Source organism: Paenibacillus sp. FSL R7-0198 (assembly GCF_038000415.1).
In the GTDB taxonomy this organism is placed as follows: domain Bacteria; phylum Bacillota; class Bacilli; order Paenibacillales; family Paenibacillaceae; genus Paenibacillus.
The window spans coordinates 2369036-2388825 of record NZ_JBBOCB010000001.1; the positions used below are offsets into that span (position 1 = coordinate 2369036).

Annotated in this window: 10 protein-coding genes; 4 read left to right on the forward strand and 6 right to left on the reverse strand. The window is 45.7% G+C overall.

The window, feature by feature from the left end; translation table 11 throughout:
• Positions 1-143: 143 nt before the first annotated feature.
• Both MKY87_RS10170 and MKY87_RS10175 read right to left on the reverse strand, forming a co-directional pair.
• Positions 144-1658: a response regulator transcription factor gene (locus MKY87_RS10170; protein WP_340964280.1), complete on the reverse strand. Its 1515-nt coding sequence runs from the start codon at positions 1656-1658 to the stop codon at positions 144-146.
• Between the two features lies 1 nt (position 1659).
• Positions 1660-3489, reverse strand: coding sequence for a sensor histidine kinase (locus MKY87_RS10175; RefSeq protein ID WP_445669415.1), 1830 nt, complete (start codon positions 3487-3489; stop codon positions 1660-1662).
• Between the two features lie 212 nt (positions 3490-3701).
• Between MKY87_RS10175 and MKY87_RS10180 the strand changes: the two genes are divergently transcribed.
• Complete coding sequence (locus MKY87_RS10180) at positions 3702-6524, forward strand: endo-beta-N-acetylglucosaminidase (RefSeq protein WP_340964284.1); 2823 nt, start codon at positions 3702-3704, stop codon at positions 6522-6524.
• A 141-nt stretch (positions 6525-6665) separates the two neighbouring features.
• Here MKY87_RS10180 and MKY87_RS10185 read toward each other — a convergent pair whose 3' ends face one another.
• The gene (locus MKY87_RS10185) at positions 6666-8243 is read right to left on the reverse strand and encodes a class I adenylate-forming enzyme family protein (RefSeq protein WP_340964287.1); all 1578 of its coding nucleotides are present in this window, start codon (positions 8241-8243) and stop codon (positions 6666-6668) included.
• Between the two features lie 293 nt (positions 8244-8536).
• On the opposite strand from MKY87_RS10185, the gene MKY87_RS10190 reads away from it, so the two are divergent.
• From MKY87_RS10190 to MKY87_RS10200, 3 genes are all read left to right on the forward strand, one after another.
• Positions 8537-9022 (forward strand): hypothetical protein, encoded by a 486-nt coding sequence (locus MKY87_RS10190; protein WP_340964290.1) that lies wholly within the window; start codon positions 8537-8539, stop codon positions 9020-9022.
• 577 nt (positions 9023-9599) lie between these two features.
• Positions 9600-11246 (forward strand): RNA polymerase sigma factor, encoded by a 1647-nt coding sequence (locus MKY87_RS10195; RefSeq protein ID WP_176873021.1) that lies wholly within the window; start codon positions 9600-9602, stop codon positions 11244-11246.
• 657 nt (positions 11247-11903) lie between these two features.
• Positions 11904-13142 (forward strand): RNA polymerase sigma factor, encoded by a 1239-nt coding sequence (locus tag MKY87_RS10200; protein WP_340964293.1) that lies wholly within the window; start codon positions 11904-11906, stop codon positions 13140-13142.
• Positions 13143-13224: 82 nt separating this feature from the next.
• On the opposite strand, the gene MKY87_RS10205 is transcribed toward MKY87_RS10200, so the two are convergent.
• From MKY87_RS10205 to MKY87_RS10215, 3 genes are all read right to left on the reverse strand, one after another.
• Positions 13225-13644, reverse strand: coding sequence for a hypothetical protein (locus MKY87_RS10205; RefSeq protein ID WP_340964295.1), 420 nt, complete (start codon positions 13642-13644; stop codon positions 13225-13227).
• 157 nt (positions 13645-13801) lie between these two features.
• Entirely contained in the window at positions 13802-14428 is a 627-nt protein-coding gene (locus MKY87_RS10210; RefSeq protein WP_340964298.1) for a hypothetical protein, read from the reverse strand.
• A 299-nt stretch (positions 14429-14727) separates the two neighbouring features.
• Positions 14728-19641 carry an immunoglobulin domain-containing protein gene (locus MKY87_RS10215; protein WP_340964301.1) on the reverse strand — a complete coding sequence of 1638 codons (4914 nt, stop codon included), beginning with the start codon at positions 19639-19641 and terminating at the stop codon, positions 14728-14730.
• Positions 19642-19790 lie beyond the last annotated feature (149 nt).

Genomic DNA, 19790 nt, shown 5'->3' on the forward strand with positions numbered 1-19790 from the left:
CTATTTTGTACCTGTTTAATTAAATCGCTTACATGAAAGAGACATGCCGGGTAACGTATGCCATGATTTTCATCCATGCCATTCCTGTTCCCGATATGTCTCTTGGCTCTCTGTCCGCATAGTTGGATCTACCCGTCACCGAATTAACCAAACACCTTGAAATCAGTCGGTGAAATTCCTACATATTTGCGGAACTGTTTATAAAAATACCCTGTCTCCCAATACCCCACATTTCGTGCGATCTCATGTACCTTCAGATTGGAATTGCGTAGTTGCTCCTTCGCACGTTCAATCCGGTATTTGTTGATATATTCGGCAAACGTCTCCCCGGTCTCCTTATGAAACAATTGTCCCAAATACACCGGATGCAGATGATAGTGGGCACCCAGCAGCTTCAGGGAAAGCTCTTCTGCGTAGTGTTTGTCGATATGCTGAAGCACTTGGTTTACAATCGGATTCTTCAGATCCTGCAATAAGGATTGGATTGTCTGGGACCCAACCTGCTGAAGCGCCCGCACGAGTTCATCAAAAGTGCCACTGTCCAGTACAAGTTGAAGCCCTTGTTGGTATATGGCAGACTCATCCGAGTGTTTGATGCTCTCCAGTTCCATTTTGAAGCGAATCACAACTTCCAATGCGGTATTCTGTAACTCCCCAGGCGTAAGCCCATCGCGATGCTGTTCAAAATCCATACGAATCCGGTCGGCAAGTTGTTCTGTATTGCGGGACAGAATGAGTTTGGCGTATTCCCTCCAATCAATGAAAAAGGTCGCAGTTGAACTTCCGCACCTTTCCAGTATGCCATGGTCGATGACTTTAAGGTCGGGATAGATCATCACATACTGGAGTGCTTTTTTGGCCTCGGCATAACTGGTCGGCGCATGGTACAGCCCTTTCATCATTCTGCCTGCTCCAATGCGCACCGCCGGATGGGTTACGGTTATCTCATCAGATAATGCCTGCAGGCCATCCATCAACTTCTGTTCCTCGTCACTCGTACCCTGAATATTGGCAATAATGACGATGTCTCCATCGATATCATGAAATACGTTCAGATGGCGTTTGTCTCTAAGCATCTCTTCTACACGTTCAAACATGCCGGGTACTTGCCCTTTGTCACGTAGAATGGCCACAGCAACGTCCGGTGCATCCAACGAAAGGTTCATAAACTGGGCACGTTCTTCAAATTCGGTAGCTGCAATCTGTCCCGTAAGCCATCGATGAAGAATGTTATCTTTCAGAATCTGGATGCCATACGCATCATCGGCTTGAGGTGATACCGTATGATCCAGCTTGGACGCGGTGTTGCTCAGCGTGGATTCCAGTTCCTCCACATTAATCGGTTTGAGCAGATAATTTTCGATCCCCAGCTGCATACCTTCCTTCAGATATTCGAACTCATTGAAACCACTCAGGATAATGACCTTAATCTCAGGCTGCACTCGCCTTGCTTCCCGAATCAGATCGAGACCATTCATGAGTGGCATGGATATATCTGTGATCAGAATGTCCACAGGCTGAGAAGAGAGCGCCTGTAACGCTGCTTGCCCATTACCTGCATGGCTCACAATTTCCATATCAAATGAAGACCAATCCACAATATCGTATAAACCTTCAATGATGAATGGCTCATCGTCCACAATAAACACCTTGTACATGTTAAACACCTGTCCCTTCTGTATGTGGATAACGCACCCTGATCCGTGTTCCTTCTCCGAGGGTGCTCTCTATGGTGATACCGAACTCTGGCCCATACAGGAAGCGCAATCGACTATGGACACTGCGCAGCCCGAACATCTGACCAGACTCTTCAGGACGTTCCAGTTCTTCAAGGATTTCCGTCAGGCGTGCTGGATCAATGCCTTTGCCATTATCTCTGACTTCCACTTGCACCACATCATCTGTTTCTTCCACAACAATTGATAATCGGTTATCCGAACGTTCTGTCTGAATGCCATGTACGACATAATTCTCAATGATGGGTTGCAGCGAAAGTTTCACCACAGGGTGTTGATAATAAGCAGCATCGATCTGGATCGTATATATGAAAATATCCTTGTAGCGGATTCGGAATAACTCCAGATACAAGCGACAAGCTTCCATCTCATCCTTCAGCGTATAATTTTTCTTCTGCTGTACCAGGCTCTTGAACAATACGGATAAACTATAGATCATCTCGCCAACATCTCTCGCCCCCTGGGATATCGCCCTCATCCGAATCACTTCAAGCGTATTATAGAGAAAATGAGGGTTGATGCGCGCCTGTAATGCGACCAGCTCGGTCTCCTTCTGTTTGATCTCGGCTTTGTAGACTCGTTCAATATACAGATTCAGCTCATCCAGCATGTCGTTGAAGCTATGGGAGATCTGCCCCAGTTCATCATCTCGCGGATCGTCGATGCGAGCCGTCAAGTTGCCGTATTTCACTTTCTGCGTAAAGCGGATAATTCGACGAGTTCGTTTGGCAAAGTTAATAATGAAAAACGCCGGAACCAGCACAGCAAATAAAATACACACAATACTGATCGAGATGATGGTATTGCGAATGCCCGCATAGGTTTCAGCCATCTCTTCTACCGGAACGGTGCCAATGACCACATAACCCTGATCCGCGGAGACAAACTTGTTCACATACATGTTCTGCTCCTTTTTCATCGAATCCATATCCGTCTGATCAAACAGGGAATCGGCCACATTCACGTAGGGATACTTCTTCCCGTAATAATGATTGTTGGAGTCAAATAACACTGTCCCTTTCGCCGATAACACCACGATTTCTCCCTTGAGGTTACTCTCGTAGTTATCCAGCGCGTTACCGATTCCCTCCGAGTCAAAGAAGACAAGAAATTGGCCCTGATTCCGAAGAGTCTGTGTATTGTTAATTGGTACGCGGATGGAGTAGAGCGCAGGGTCCCATTGATTAATCTCTTTGCGAATCCAGTAATTGGGTGCACTGATATTGGGCGTTTCCATCGCCATCACGTCCGGAATATAGGAATGAGCCACATTGGTGTCCAGCTTGCGGAACTGCTTATGTTGATTAAAGGTAGACAGATCCTGCTGCTCAGCGCTATACAACATGAGTTGGTTAATCTGCGAATTACGATCCATAATGTTCTGAAAATGTTTCAACACATCGGCCGAATAGTCATCCTGATTAGCATAATATCCATTGGTCATGTGCTGAACATATTCAGCGTACGAATGATTCATCAGATAAGTAATGTTGGCGGACAGTGCCTCATTCTGATGCATATCCCTCACCATATTCTGTACCGATTCATACTGCTGATGAATGTATCGATCCACATGTTCCATCGCCGCTTTCTGGATCGCCAGTTCCCGGCGAATCGTGGAGTCGGACACTGACAGGAAGATGATATAAGACAATGTAATGATCGTGACAATGGATATCATCGAGAAAATCAGGAGCATTTTCATAAACATATTATTTTTAAAGAAATTATTGTAAACGCTAACAATTTTCAATTCGCATGTTCCCTCCGATGCTGTTTTCCTGACTTGAATTATACCATCAGGCTTCTGACATTAACTTGTCACCTGGAACTTTTCTTTAGTTTGTACTAGCGATTCTTTAATTTCACCCTATTTAAAAACGCTTTCATCCACTATCGTTAACCATAAGTTTAGCTTTGTGTAAAAGAATACCTTACATTCATTCCACTTGAAGGAGGAACAGCATGACACGCAAACTCAAACCAAAAGGCCTCATTCCCAAGGTAACCGCCATGGTCCTGACTACGGCTCTGCTTGGACAAGTTGTTGCATCATCCGTTTATGCAGGAGACACGCTCCCTTACACAGGCGAAAGCGCCAAAGGGGTGAATCAGCCCTATCAACATGGATACACCTCGGCCCAGATTCTGAACTGGACACCGGAAAGTGATATCCATGGCGATTTACTTCGTGCCCATGTTCCCTTGCAGCCCCGTAATGAAGCGTTCGCTGCCACACAGGCTTATCCTGAGCTTAGTCCGGACACCCAGCTATTCACGATGAGTGGCGATTACGGCAATGCATTCTTCGATAGCACACCTTATACCAATGAATTCAGCCAGTATCTGTTTAATTATTGGCAATATACAGACTACTACAGCTATTGGCACGGCATGGCCTCTGCGGGAGTACCTGAGGAGCTGTATGACCCAAGTAAAGAATGGACGGAGAAATACTTCGAGTTTGGTATTTTGAACATTCCGAATCCGGCCTACACCAATGCAGCCCACAAGAATGGCGTCAAATCCATTGCTAATATCTTTTTCTCGGACAATGACCGTGGGCCACAAACCTATAAACAAATGCTGATCCAGGATGAAAACGGCAATTTCCCTGTGGCCGAGAAACTGGCCGAGATGGCGGAATACTACAACTACGATGGATATTTCTTCAATCAGGAAGAGGTTGCCCGGGGTGTAGCCCCTGAGGATATCGCTTCCTACAAGAAATTCATGAAATATCTAAGAGATAAAGGCCTGTACGTTCAGTGGTATGATTCCACCATCAATACAACAGGCAAAATTCAATACCAGAACCAATTCAATGGGCTTAACAGCCCCTTTGTACAAGATTCCGTTCTCGGCAGAGTCTCGGATTCCATCTTCCTGAACTATGTATGGAACCACAAGATGCTCCGCGATTCCCGTGATCATGCCCTTAGCTTGGGACTGGATCCACTGGAAACCGTATTTGCTGGTGTCGAAGGTGGACATGACAAATTCGGCCGCTGGAAGCAGTCCTACGACCTGCGCCATAACCTGGATGAGAACGGTCAGCCCATGAATAGTATCGCGACATTGGGTGCCGATTTCACCCACAACGCCCTGGATGAAGAAATGGGCGATGGCAGTACCAATCATCGAGCTGAGGATGAGTACCAATGGATGACCTTTGTACGTGATCGTGCGTGGTGGTCTGGTCCAAATCAGGACCCTACGGATGCACGTCGTAATGCGTCTGCCGATCTGTCCGATGTGTATGCTTCCGGTGCAAATTGGGATGGAATCGCTGCGTATCTTACCGAGAGATCCGTCATCAATGGCTCTAATTTTGCAACAAGTTTCAATACGGGCCACGGTCTGAAATATTATGAAGACGGTGCTGTCTCGAACGATAAAGAATGGTCAAATATCAACATTCAGGATATCCCTGTCACTTGGCAATGGTGGATGGATAGTGAAGGCGACAAGCTCAGTGTTGATTTTGACTATGGTCCCTCTTATGAGAAAGGCGCAAGGTACAACTATGACTCCATCGGCGCATTCAATGGCGGCAGCTCTCTCGTGGTGAACGGTACATTGAACGCTGACAACTTCCTGCGCCTATACAAAACCGACCTGTCCGTCAACGGACAATCCAAACTGGATCTGACGTATAACAAACCGTCAACTAGTGACGCTTCTTCCCTGCATGTTGGGCTGATCTTCGAAGATGATCCATCCAACGTGGTCAATGTGGAAGTGCCTAATTCAGGTCAGCATACGGAAGACTGGAAGACAGCTACATTGGATTTGAGTGCCTATCAAGGCAAAACCATTGCCGCTATGGGATTATCCTTTGACCCTAATGGCGAGTCAATCGAAAATTATCAGATGAATATTGGTGAGATCCGCATTTACGACGGTTCAGCGGCTGTACCGGATGCACCGACCGGATTCCATATTGCCAAAGCACTGACCAACACCGATGAACTGGTTGTTGCATGGGATATGAAGGACTATTCAGAGGTCAAACAATACAATTTATATGAAAATGGTGCCTACGTTGGCGGCGTGTATGATTCTACTTTTTATATCAAATCGCTGAAACAGCCGTCTGGTGAACTGTCCATTCGTGCGGTTGGTGCAGATGGTACCGAAAGTAAAGCAACCGTCCTGCCTTACGATCTGAATGCAGCCGTTCAGAATATTGATGTGAAATTCAAAAAGAATGGCGATGCTATTGTAAGCTGGAAAAACCCGAAAAAGGCAAAAGAATCAGGCAAAGACAAAGATAAGAATACGGATAAGGACAAGGATAAAAATAAAGACAAAGGTAAAGGCAACGAGTCAATTCAGCTCACACTAGAAACCGAATACACAAAAGAACCCTTCACCAAGTCGCTTCAGGTCAAAAAAGGAAAACAATCTGCCGTTCTGACCGGACTTCCGACCAATGGTGAGCATTATGTGCTGAACATCGCCATTGGCGGGCAGAACCCGGTTACCCATACCGGACAGCTCGCAGATCTTCAGATTACACCATACGCCAAGGAAAAGGTCACGGTAAAAGATGGAAAATACACACTTGCCCTGCCGGATCTGGAGGACTGGTACAAGATCTATGTATATGAAAATGGGGTACCACGCGAGTTCGGAGTCACTTACGTTTCGCAGAAATTCCCGTATATCATTCGGGGTAGAACGAAGCTGAGTGAACTGACCTTCACACCAGCCTCCAGCAGCAGCTCTTTGAAGCTGGTCATTGAGGATTATGCGGGCAATCAGGCCAGTACGATTTTGAGATAATACTGCAAAGTATTTTTTGTATACACCAGCATAACAGTAATGAAAACAAACAGCCCTTCACTTCCAAAAGGAAGTTGAAGGGCTGTTCTTGTTGATCTAACAATAAATATTCTACCAACAGCTATTAAACACCATTTTCCGTTAGCATAGTCCTTCGGATGAAATTGAGGACAGATGCTTGCGCAACTGCTTTTTGTCTATTTTATCCACGGCTGTTCTCGGCAAAGTATCCACAATGAACAGTTTAGTCGGCCATTTGTACGGAGCAAGGTGTGGCTCACAGAACGCCCGCACCTGTGTCAGATCCAAACTTTCACCGTCCCGTAACACTATGAAAGCGACGAGCTCCTCTCCTTCGTCGGGAAGAGGCTGTCCGATTACGGCCGCCTCGCTTACCGCCTCATGGCTTACAATAACATGCTCCACTTCGGCACAAAACACATTGGAACCGCCCACAATAACCATATCCTTCAAGCGATCAAACACATAAAGATAACCTTCGACATCCAGACAACCGACATCCCCAGTTCGAATCCAGCCATCGTGCATGGTCTCGGCAGAAGCCTCCGACTGGCGCCAATACCCCAGCATGGTTTGTTCACCTCGAACAACGATTTCTCCAGCCTCGCCCCTAACTGTCTCACTTCCGTCCGTATCTAATATCCGAACTTCGAAGGCCTGTTCACCCTGGGCAGCCAGGTCGGCGGGACGACCTACAGATCGAAGGCGATGAGGATCGCCCATATGTTGAGCAGGAAAAAGGCGGCTTATGGACATTCCACATTCCGCTTGTGAGTAGTTGTTCACAATGATAACTTCAGGGAATTGCGATACGACATCTTGAAGTGTATCCGGGGAAATAATGGACCCTCCACAGCCAATAAGCGATAGGCTCTTCAAGTTTCTACCTCCTACGGATACCTCGCGGGTAAGATCACGAAGCAGTTGGCCTACTGTGCTGAGTTGTGTAATCTGATCACGTTCAACAGCTTCCATAATGCGGTGTACATCTGCCGGGTATTCGTCTAGGAATACAAGACAGCCCCCGGCAGCCATGGTCGCCCACAGCTGGAACTGACCCACTAGATGGGATAAATTGAGCACTAACACACGACGCTTGAGATCATGACCGAAGCCTGCAGAAGGCGTAAGTTGATTCCAAGCAGCCATTCCGCGATGCGAATGCATGACCCCTTTTGGCCGACCAGTTGTCCCACCCGTATAAATCAGAACTGCCGTATCGTCTACACTTCGTTTGAAATGGTCTTTTGGAGAGAACGCGGGTTCCTGCTGTAAAAGAGCAGCGAGCGAACTGCTATTCGTCCCTTCTTCGTCTGTCGTGAACAGTTTTGGACAATACCCAAGAAGCTTTACCGTGGCAATAGCTGCTTTAGCATGTTGGTCATCATGAATAATCATATGTGGTTCTGCATCCTGAAATATGGCAGCGAGTTCAGGCACTGTTAGCATAGGAGACGGTACGAGCGGTATAGCACCGATCCCAACTGCTGCATAAAACGCAACAACGAGCTGGGGATCTGGATCACCTAAAAGGGCAAAACGATCACCGGCCCGGAGTCCTTCAACATACAGAGCATGACTAAGTCTTTCAACCAGACCGTAAAGCTCCCCATAACTCATCGTTTGGCCATGTCGCATTAACGAAGGTTCCTCAGGGTACAGACTTGCTGCAATTGGCAATCGTTCGGATAGAAGCAAGCAATCACCCCCAATATTTAAATTTCCTTTTTTTCCGTTAAGAAAACTATGGAATAACAAGAGAGTAGCATATATCTGGAATAATAAGTAATCATTATCCCCTATTAAAACCATAAATTCTCCTAATATTACAGTTCAACCAACAGATGATCCTTGCCGTTAACCTACTTGCTAGCTTAATTAGGCAGCCCAAATTGGACTGATTTTTGAGCTAAAATACAACATTTATGGTTATCATTACGTTAATTTAGGTAACAAGTACCACGGAGGGGATTGTCATAAAAGTAAAGACAATGTATTTTATTCTCAGTGTTGTAGCGTTATTTTTACTATCAGCTTGCGCAGGTGGTGTTACTGGCTCTAGTCAACAGAATGAACTAGGTGAACCATATCGTATGGCGTTGGAGGAGTTAATTTCAACAGATACGGCTCTTAATGAAAACATGGAGTATATCTCATTAGATTTCGATAAAGGAATTCCATTAAAGGATTCTGATAAGAAAAGCATTGAGGATTACCTTCACAGCAAATATAACGTAAAAATTTATAGCCTAACCTATGAAGAATTGATTGAAGAAGGACTGTCTGAACAGTCTGAAAACACGCTAAAAGGAATTTTACTGAAAATTGAAAAGCAGGAGAAGCAATCAGATAATAACATTGCCATAGAGGTCAGTAAGTATCGTGCCAATGAGGGGGCGCTCTCTGCAAAAATAACATTAACCTATGAGGAAGGTAAATGGAAATTTGCTACCCATACTCCTACAAGGGAAAGTTAAAGGAAATAATTTCTTTTACCAGTGAGAACTAGGAAAAGTTTATTATGACATTATGGAAGTAGCCCTTTAGGGCTTTTTTTATCCGTATTTTCTGGAGCACATACCATCCCTAAAGGTATACCAATAAGGACCGTTAGCAGTTTTGCAACGATCCCTATTGTCATCCGTTAGTTTAATGAACCTCAATTATGCATTTGAATAATTAATCGAAACCACTCCTGGTTAACTACGGAACGAAGGATTACCCCAAGTCCCCGAAGAAGAACTTTGGCTCGTGCTCCTAGTTTGTATCCTCCCATAGTTGAACCGAAAAGAAGTATCTTTATATACTAAAAGTGAGGCCTTTACATCTAAAGTAATCTTCAACTTGTTTAATTCTTTTCCAATATACTTAACAAAAAATTCATAACGTCTTTTTAACCATTTAAATAATCTACTCATGATGTTTGTAATAATTATACATATATGAGCGATCCGGTAGGACGTCCAATTTTTTTTTGAAATAATCCCAACCTTTATTTCGCCTGGCACACTATATAATTGTCAGGAATTACAGATGCAACTATGGAGGCAAAAAATGGACTCAATTGGTAAAAACGGAAAAGAAGCGGCGGAAGCGATTCGGAGCTATGTCAAACCGATTTTCGGTTTTGCGTTAAACCGGGTCAAGCAGCGGGCCGAGGCGGAGGATCTGGCTCAGGAGATTATGCTGCAGTTGTTGAAATCCTTCTCTGGGGTGCGGGACATTAGAAGCCTTGACGCTTACGTCTGGACGGTTGCCCGATACACTTGGGTGAATTGGTTGAAAAAGCGTGCGCACGCTCCCCAAGCGATTGAAATCAACGGCATGTCCGAACTGTCTGCCGCCCCTTCCCGGGAGCCGCTTGACCGGCTGCTGGTAACCGAAGCTTACCGCGAACTGCGCCGAGAAGTCGCGTTTCTATCCGACATCCATCGCCGGATCGTGGTCATGCATTACTACGACGAGCTTAAAATCGGCGATATCGCGATTGCTCTGAACATTCCTGTCAACACGGTGAAGTGGCATTTGAGCGAGGCTAAAAAGAAGTTACGGAAAGGGATGAAACGTATGCGTGCAACAGGAACTTTAAGTGTCAATCCGGTCAGCATGGGGGAAATGGGCCATTCCGGTTCGGCCGGCAGTCTAGGCGAAACCAACGATTTTCTTGGACGCGCCTTGGCGCAAAATATCGTTTACGCGGCTTATCACAAGGCGCGTACCGTACATCAAATCGCGGAGGAGCTAGGAATGCCGCCGTCTTTACTGGAAGGCGAAGTCCGGCACCTGGCCGATTACAATTTTCTCACCCAAACCTCTCCCGGCAAATATCAAAGCAATACCATCGTCTGGGACCTCTTCGAGTTGGCTGTAGCCGGTCATCAATTTTGGCAAGATTGCGCCGCCGAAGTGGCCGATGTTCATTTCGACGCGTTAATGGAAGTTCGCCAGCAAGTCGAGGATAGCGGAGTGTACGTTCCGGACGGCGACTATAACTTCCTGCTCTGGACCTTGCTGCCCAAGAACGTCGAGGAGCAATCATGGCGGAGCATGCCGGCGGGCGAAAACTTCGATGCGGTCGCACCAATGCGAAAGGACGGAGGTCAGTATATTGCCTATGCGGCGTTAAACCAGAGCCACAGTTCCGATCCGGGTTTTGATTTGAGTAGTTACGTCACCTTCGGTCCGTCGCTCCGCTACGTCGAAGACACTCCCTTATACTTGTGGCAATTTAATACGTACTGGAGCGACCGCCAGATGGATTGGCGTTTCCTGGAATACCGGAATGTCGAGATTTGTCATGCGTTCCAACAAGGGGAGCTGCCCGACAACGAAGAGAACGCCGAGCAATATTCGTTCCTGCTGGAGAAGGGGTACATCCGCAAGACGGAGGAGGGGTACAAGTTCAATGCGGTTTGGATCGACTCTCCGCAAACGTTGGATCGGTTGAACAAGGCAATGCCGGATTTGTCCGCTCTGTATGCGCCTGCTGTCGGCAAGCTCTACGATAAAATGCTCAACCTGTTCCTGCAAAATCAGCCGAAGCATTTGGAGCCGCAGCTTGCTTACATGGTGAGAGGCAACACCGGCGGAGGCCGGCTTGTCGCTTATATTTTGAAGCATTTGATCGATAACGGGAAGTTGAAACCGCCGTTGCCGCACCAGCAGAAGACGATTTCAACCTGGATGGGGCCAGTCAAGTAAGTCGGTTCGGAAATGTATACGAAGAATGGCCGTTCCCGGACGGTGGCCATTTTTACACAAAACTCTGTCTTTCCACTCTGTCTGTCCAACGAAGTGATTAGGACATCGCTATTTCACCACGGCCCCTCCTGAACGTATGAAAATGATTAAAAACTCCCCATGACGCATGTGCGCCATGGGGAGTTTTTAATCGCAATCGTATCTGCAAGATCTCCCCTTTACCTTACGATTTTTATCTTTCTTGTTCGCAACCAACCGTGAGAGGCCAGATGCTCCACATACTCAGCAGATCTATTCAGCAAAACTGCCCGTTAGTTGAGTAAAAGCAGCTAATCACAATGATCAGCTGCTTTCTTGTTGTTATTGAGCTAACGTTTCCCGTTAGTTCAATTGGTTGGGGGGGATTAAATTAAAAGATTCCAATCAAGATGAGCTGAACTTGCTTTCCCAGAAAGCCAATACGTTTTTTTAGCTCCTGCATCTCTTTCTCCATTGGTAATCCTCACTTAATACCACATAGCCGAATTGCCTTTACGCTTGCTTTTTCGGGGTTTAAAAAAAGTGGAGTGGCGTCGTGTAAAATTATTTTAAAACGATGTGGCTTTTTACCTCCCTTCGGTGTCTAATGAATTGTAAGTTCAGGAGGAGGTATTACTGGTGTCACGAGCTCAAGACAAAAAGAAAATCCCTGTTCTTCCGGAGGATCAGGAGCACATCCAGCATTTCGAAGCCATTTATAATCAATATCGAGATAGAATTCGAAATTATATTGCAGTAAAAACAAATTCGGCAACTGCCGATGACTTAACGCAACAAGCTTTTTTAAAAGCAATGGAAAACTTTCACTTGTTTAAGTATAACTCCAGTATATTTACTTGGCTCTTCAAAATCGCTCAAAATATTGTGAAAAACGAGTATCGCACGAAATCACGAACTAAAGAAATGTTGCACGAAGTAATCGATTTTCAGTCCCAATCGATATCCCTCGATATTGCTAGAGATGTCGATATCCGTCTTGATATTAGTGCTGCATTAGCCCGATTGAATGAATTAGATCAGCAAATCATATCATTGCGTTTTTTCGTCGATTGCACTTTATTGGAAATATCCAAAATCATCGGGATGTCTGAAAGCGCAGTCAAGAACAGACTCTATCGTGCCTTAAACAAACTAAAAAAAGAATTAAAAGAATGGGGTGACATTACAATCATGTCTATTAAAGAATTGATATCCATTGTGGATAAAAGCGAGGCTCCCTCCAAAAATGATGGTATGAACAAGGTATACCATGACTTATTTGAAGAGTTGAAAAGCAATGTAGATCGAATTATTACAATCTATCGTCATCGACCTTCTCAGAAAATCGCTATTGAGATCTATCCGGATCTGCCCACTTTTCATCAAGCAATAAACGAGCCGGATGCGCCCAATTGGTTTATGGGAACCTATGAAGACAATAAAATTAAGATTGTATCCCCACTCAACCCAGGCCCTGAGCATACGTATCAATCGGTACTACGGCACACTATAAGCTTGTTTACAATGTGGTTAGTGAAGGATATTAATCCGTTGGCACCAAAATGGCTTACACACGGTCTCGGCGGGCATGAAGCCAAACAAATGTCACAAGAATATATCGAGTATAGCACCTCCGAATCGATTAAAAATAACGCTGTCCCTAGCTTTCAAGCATTAACAAATGATACCTGGGATTTCGAGAAGATAGGGGGATATGGATTCTCGCACTTGCTCGTAGAATATCTCATCCATTCATACAGTTTAGATGCGCTCAACAAATTCATACGCGATGCCACTGATTTTCAAGGCGCATTTCAAGTATCGGAAACTGAGCTGCATGAGATGTGGGTGCAATATTTAAAATCTAGGCTATGTTAAATTTTGATACTAGTATTTGACCCTAACAAAACCACCTTCGAAAAGGTGGTTTTGTTAGGGTCTCTCATAGCTCAACAGTACACTATACATTTACACGTACAGCGCTCTCCTGTTCTGCCGCATAAACATCAATCTCTTCAGACAAGGGGAACAGGTAGCCTTGAACAAACGTGGCGTAATCGCGTTGAGAATGAGATTCGTAGGCAAAATGATCAAAGCCAATACCATCATAAATAATACTTGTTTCAACTTCATCAGTGTTATTCAAGCTTAACCATTTTGCAGCCATATTTAACGCACCGCCGCTGGCACCCATTATAATGGCATTGCTATTCTTAATAACATCCGATAATTCATATTCCGCCAAAAAATCGTTCTGCAGAACAGGATATCCACCGCATAAAAAAATGACAGAAGCGTTCCGAATGAATCGCTGAGCATCTTCTTTCTGCATACGGTAATCAATGAATAGTAGTGAGTTTTCAAACTTAATTACCTCCATATGTATTCTTTACGTTCATCCATAGGATTCATAGATAACCTCTTTTTATATACATTATACAAAATAACCCAATTTATTGATAGTGCATTTACCATAGCTATAACCAAGTTAAAAAGAGCCCGGTTCTTCCCCCGGGCAACATACATTTTTGTATAAGTCATTTACTTATAAACTCTACCATCTTCTGATGCAATTCCTTCTCGGAACATTGAAAGATACCATTAAAATCCTGGGGGTTACGGATCAATGTGTTTAACTGGTCTATTCCATATTGTTGAACAACAAACTCCACAAATAGGAACGAAAACTGAAAACCCTTCATCGTTTCGAATTCCCAGGTATCATTATCTAATTGTTCGAACGTTGGGATCTCTAAATTGTGAATAGACTCTTCTGTTGAACCTTCAATAAAGTCCTGAGTCATCAGCTTGGCTTCATATCCACCAATTCCTTGCCTTATCCATTTCGGAGCCTTCGGATTAATTTCACTTATTAGCCACATGGCGAACAAGTGAACCGTACCTTTAAGAATCGATTGATAGGTATGCTCCGGTCCTGGATTTAATGGAGATACAATTTTGAGAATACTCCCTTCATAGGTACCCATGAACCAATTCGGAGCATCTGCTTCTCCGACCGCTTGGTGAAACGATGGCATATCAGGATATACTTCAATCGTTACTTTTCGCGATGGATGATAATTGTACTTTAGCGAGATTCGTTCAATATGATCACTTAGTTCATTGAACAAATCATGGTGTACTTTATTGAACCGATTGTTCAATCCCTCGTTTTCACCCTTATTAACAATTGAAATCAAATCTTGAATAGACATGATCGTAACGCTTTCAAGGAAAATTAACGCTGGATGTAGATATTCCGGATGAAGCAAGATTAGGGTCTGGAGGAGAGCTTTTGGCTATCGATACTTTGAAAGGAACATTTTTTCAGTTTAATGAAGTAACCAGTATTGAATTGCTTGTTGACGGAGATGCACCCCCGTGAATAGATCCATAGAAAAAAACATTCTCTGTTTGAAGTACTCACAAAAAGGCCCTCTGTAAATAGAGGGCCTTCAACACTTTAAATTAATTCCGACTTAATGAGCAGATTTCGAATCATCGTGGCAACCTCAGCTCGGGTTACATAAGCTTTTGAATCTAATATGTTTCCGTTCCGACCGGTTACAATACCTGCCAACAACGCATCGGATACACCAGCTTTTGCCCAAATGGAAACTTTATTCGCATCCTCGAATTGGCCGAGCAATGTCGCAGCATCTTGCCCCTGTAGCTTGAGCTTATCTTTCAGACCGCTGATTGTCATGGCTTTAGCGATAATGACCATCGCCTGCTCACGTGTGATGCTGTCGTTTGGATGGAACGTGCCGTCCTCAAAGCCATCGATAAGTTTGAACGCTGAAGCTGTTTGCACTGCGGCATTGTACCAATCAGCGGATTGAATATCGCTGAACGGCGCCTCGCCATTTTCCAAACGAAGTCCCAATCCTCGTACTATAATCGCTGCAAACTCTGCTCGGGTCATGTTCTGGTTAGGCTTGAAAGTTCCATCTTCAAAGCCGTTTATAACCATCCTCGATCCCATGTCATTCACCGCTTCTTTAGCCCAATGATTTGCGGCATCGTTGAACACAAGCGGATGCCACACGATAGAATACGTGCTATTTGTCAGACTGTTGATCTTGGCAAAATAGGTGTCTTCCGTTCGTACAACCTTCGTCGGCACGTGACGTACCGCACTATCCGGCTCCACGACCACACCTGTCGTTATCTTGTTAGGATCGATGCCAGCCGGAATCGCAATCGTCCGCTCTACATATGCATTGAATTTACTTATTTCCACAGTCTGGTCACCATAAGAGGCATACACAGCGAAGTCCATTGAGGGAACAACCAGTGTAAAGTTACCGCTGGAAGCAGCCTTCTCAACAACCTGAACGGTTTCCGCCTTCGGTTCGGCAATCTCAATCTTGATTATAATATCTTGCAATTGCACATTGCTGCCCACTTGCTGGGATAAAGCATCAATATTCATTTGTTTGGCTGGCAGCGTATAGCTGGCATTTTTCGTCCGGATTACCACCGTTGCCTGCCGATTCTCCATATTTTTAACCATCTGACCGTTAAGTTCGCCGATCACCACATCCGAATTCGTGTTCACCGGAATGATGATTACAGCACCGTTGCCTTCTGCCGCAAGGCGCTGTTCTAGCTTTTTCTCATCGACCACAACAGTTGTGATCGTCTGACCACCTTGCTGGAAAGTTGTTGCTATGCCAGCATTCTCAACCTTTCCGTTCACTATAACGTCCACTCCAGTGTTAGCAGGCGTTTGTGGTGTTGAAGGTAGTGTTGATGGTGATGGTGTCGGACTTGATGGCGTAGGGTTTGACGGTATCGGGGTTGATGCCGTTGTGTCGCGAACCGTAAGCGTCAATGTCTGAGCTGTTCCTGCGCTGAAGTTCAACGTCAGTGTCGTTAAACCAACAGGCTGTGTAGCCAAGTACTCTTTCTTTATCGTCACCGTGGACCCACTGACTGTGTAATCAATTCCCCCGCTCAGCAGTGTCACACCGTTCGCGATGTTGATTAGCATGTTGCCATTTAAGCTCATCGTCGTCTCAACATCCCGGTAGGACCCGGCTAATGTGTTCGTCGTGTTTTTATCAAACGTCGCCGTCGTTGGGCTAATCGGGCCGGGTAGTGAGACCGAGTTCACCGTCAGCAACGCGGCGTTGCTCGTTACGTTCCCCGCCGTGTTAGTCACCTCTACTGTATAGCTGCCCGCATCCACCGATTGCGCATTGGTAACAGTGAGCGTGGCTGATGTTGCGCCAATGATGTCAGTGCCGTTTTTCTTCCACTGGTAGCTCAGCGGCGTGTCTCCAATTGCCGTTACCGTAAACGTCGCTGTCTGACCTTCCGTTACTGTCTGGTCACTTGGCTGGCTTGTGATTGCCGGCGATACTGGTGCCGGATTTACCGTCAACAACGCGGCGTTGCTTGTTACATTCCCCGCCGTGTTGGTTACCTCTACCGTATAGCTGCCCGCATTCACTGCTTGCACATTGGTAACGGTGAGCGTGGAAGATGTTGCGCCAGTGATATCAGTGCCGTTCTTCTTCCACTGGTAGCTCAGCGGCGTGTCTCCGCTTGCCGTTACGCTGAACGTCGCTGTCTGACCTTCCGTAACTGTCTGGTCACTTGGCTGGCTTGTGATTGCCGGCGATACTAGTACCGGATTTACCGTCAACAACGCGGCGTTACTCGTCACATTCCCTGCTGTGTTGGTTACCTCTACCGTATAGCTGCCCTCGTCTACCTTTTGTGCATTAGTGACGGTGAGCGTGGATGATGTCGCACCGTTGATGTCAGTACTGTTCTTCTTCCACTGGTAGCTCAGCGGTGCGTCCCCGCTTGCCGTTACGCTGAACGTGGCTGTCTGGCCTTCCGTTACTGTCTGGTCACTTGGCTGGCTTGTGATTGCCGGCGATACTGGTGCCGGATTTACCGTCAACAACGCAGCGTTACTTGTTACATTCCCCGCCGTGTTGGTCACCTCTACCGTATAGCTGCCCTCGTCTACCTTTTGTGCATTAGTGACGGTAAGCGTGGATGATGTCGCACCGTTGATGTCAGTGCCGTTTTTCTTCCACTGGTAGCTCAGCGGCGTGTCTCCAATTGCCGTTACCGTAAACGTCGCTGTCTGACCTTCCGTTACTGTCTGGTCACTTGGCTGGCTTGTGATTGCCGGCGATACTGGTGCCGGATTTACCGTCAACAACGCGGCGTCGCTTGTTACATTCCCCGCCGTGTTGGTTACCTCTACCGTATAGCTGCCCGCATTCACTGCTTGCACATTGGTAACGGTGAGCGTGGAAGATGTTGCGCCAGTAATATCGGTGCCGTTCTTCTTCCACTGATAACTCAGCGGTGCGTCTCCACTTGCCGTTACGGTGAACGTGGCCGTCTGGCCTTCCGTTACTGTCTGGTCACTTGGCTGGCTTGTGATTATCGGCGATACTGGTGCGGGATTCACCGTCAGCGACGCAGCGTTGCTTGTTACATTCCCTGCTGTGTTGGTTACCTCTACCGTATAGCTGCCCTCGTCTACCTTTTGTGCATTAGTGACGGTGAGCGTGGATGATGTCGCACCGTTGATGTCAGTACTGTTCTTCTTCCACTGGTAGCTCAGCGGTGCGTCCCCGCTTGCCGTTACGCTGAACGTGGCTGTCTGGCCTTCCGTTACTGTCTGGTCACTTGGCTGGCTTGTGATTGCCGGCGATACTGGTGCCGGATTTACCGTCAACAACGCAGCGTTGCTTGTTACATTCCCCGCCGTGTTGGTCACCTCTACCGTATAGCTGCCCTCGTCTACCTTTTGTGCATTAGTGACGGTAAGCGTGGATGATGTCGCACCGTTGATGTCAGTGCCGTTTTTCTTCCACTGGTAGCTCAGCGGCGTGTCTCCAATTGCCGTTACCGTAAACGTCGCTGTCTGACCTTCCGTTACTGTCTGGTCACTTGGCTGGCTTGTGATTGCCGGCGATACTGGTGCCGGATTTACCGTCAACAACGCGGCGTTGCTTGTTACATTCCCCGCCGTGTTGGTTACCTCTACCGTATAGCTGCCCGCATTCACTGCTTGCACATTGGTAACGGTGAGCGTGGAAGATGTTGCGCCAGTAATATCGGTGCCGTTCTTCTTCCACTGATAACTCAGCGGTGCGTCTCCACTTGCCGTTACGGTGAACGTGGCCGTCTGGCCTTCCGTTACTGTCTGGTCACTTGGCTGGCTTGTGATTATCGGCGATACTGGTGCTTGAGTAGAAGGTTCGTATGTTAAGAAACCCGTTACATCGTTATATACGCCGAATCCCCCTTCATACCCGCTATAAGGCACATATCCATACTCTGAAGAAGCTGCAGAATCTATCGTATACCAATCTTTGGATAATGAACCAGTGTTCGTGAACTCCTTCATTTTTACCGTATTGTTGTTACCATTAAAATTATAAAACACGATCTTACCATCCGCCTTTGAAAGTATAAGCGGATTCGGCATCGTCGCCTTATAGTCATTGGACACCGGCCCGAGAGGTCCTCCTATTACAACTGGGCTTCCTACAACATTGCCATCCTGATCATAGATACTCATAGACATCTGGCTGCTTGCATCACCAGATATAATAGCAAAATTTGAATTGGATAATGCCGTAGCGCGAAGGTTTGCCCCACTAACCACATCTTTTATTTTATTTCCGCTATTATCATATAACGTAGCCTGATACCCCGAGTCCGTTTTACTTGTCAGTAAAAGTCTATCGTTATTGTTTGCGATAACAGGATAATATTTTTCATAGATGCTTATACGATCCTGAAATAACACCGTACGAACCAGACTTTTATTTGCGTCGTAAAACCGCAATTCATAATCGTATAAGCCAGTCGTATTGCTATGAAAAGTAATAGCCACTCCACCGTTGGAAAGAAGGGCAGCGCCGGTTGGATAAGTCATGTAGGTTGATGTCGCAAACGATGAGCTACTCCCCACATTACCGTTCTTATCGACAACCATATATTTATACTCACCGGCCGAATTCATATTATCCAAATCTTCAATATATGGAATGACTGTATCCCCTGTTGATGTAGCGAAAGGGAAAACTTTATATGATCGATTCGTGCCAAAATCAAACAGTTTTTTGTCAAATTCGACAGTTCCGTCTGCCTTAACAACTTTGTACCAAATTTCTTTGGCATTATTGGAGTAATACATGAGGCCAATTTTTCCGTTCGGCAATCCAACTGTCGAATCGATAAAACTTCCTACAGGATCGTTGATCACACGAATAGATACATTCGAACTCGCATACGCCTGATTTGGAACGAAGTTGTAGAGAGTAATACTAAAGGTAAGGCATACGATAGAGAATATTTTAAATACAAATAGAAAACGATTTGGTTTGTTATACAATGTAATACTCCTCCTAAAGTTATGATTCTACAATGAGCCCTCTTACATTGATTAACTCTATGTTCCCCCTTGGGAATGAGTATAGCGGGGTCCACTGAACCGATTCTGAACATTGTAAGAACCTTTCAAACTTCTTGTGATTCATAACG

Excerpts from the sequence above, each read along its gene's own strand:
- MKY87_RS10170 (WP_340964280.1), bottom strand. The coding sequence starts at position 1,658 with ATGTACAAGGTGTTTATTGTGGACGATGAGCCATTCATCATTGAAGGT.
- MKY87_RS10180 (WP_340964284.1), top strand. The coding sequence starts at position 3,702 with ATGACACGCAAACTCAAACCAAAAGGCCTCATTCCCAAGGTAACCGCC.
- MKY87_RS10190 (WP_340964290.1), top strand. The coding sequence starts at position 8,537 with ATGTATTTTATTCTCAGTGTTGTAGCGTTATTTTTACTATCAGCTTGC.
- MKY87_RS10195 (WP_176873021.1), top strand. The coding sequence starts at position 9,600 with ATGGACTCAATTGGTAAAAACGGAAAAGAAGCGGCGGAAGCGATTCGG.
- MKY87_RS10205 (WP_340964295.1), bottom strand. The coding sequence starts at position 13,644 with ATGGAGGTAATTAAGTTTGAAAACTCACTACTATTCATTGATTACCGT.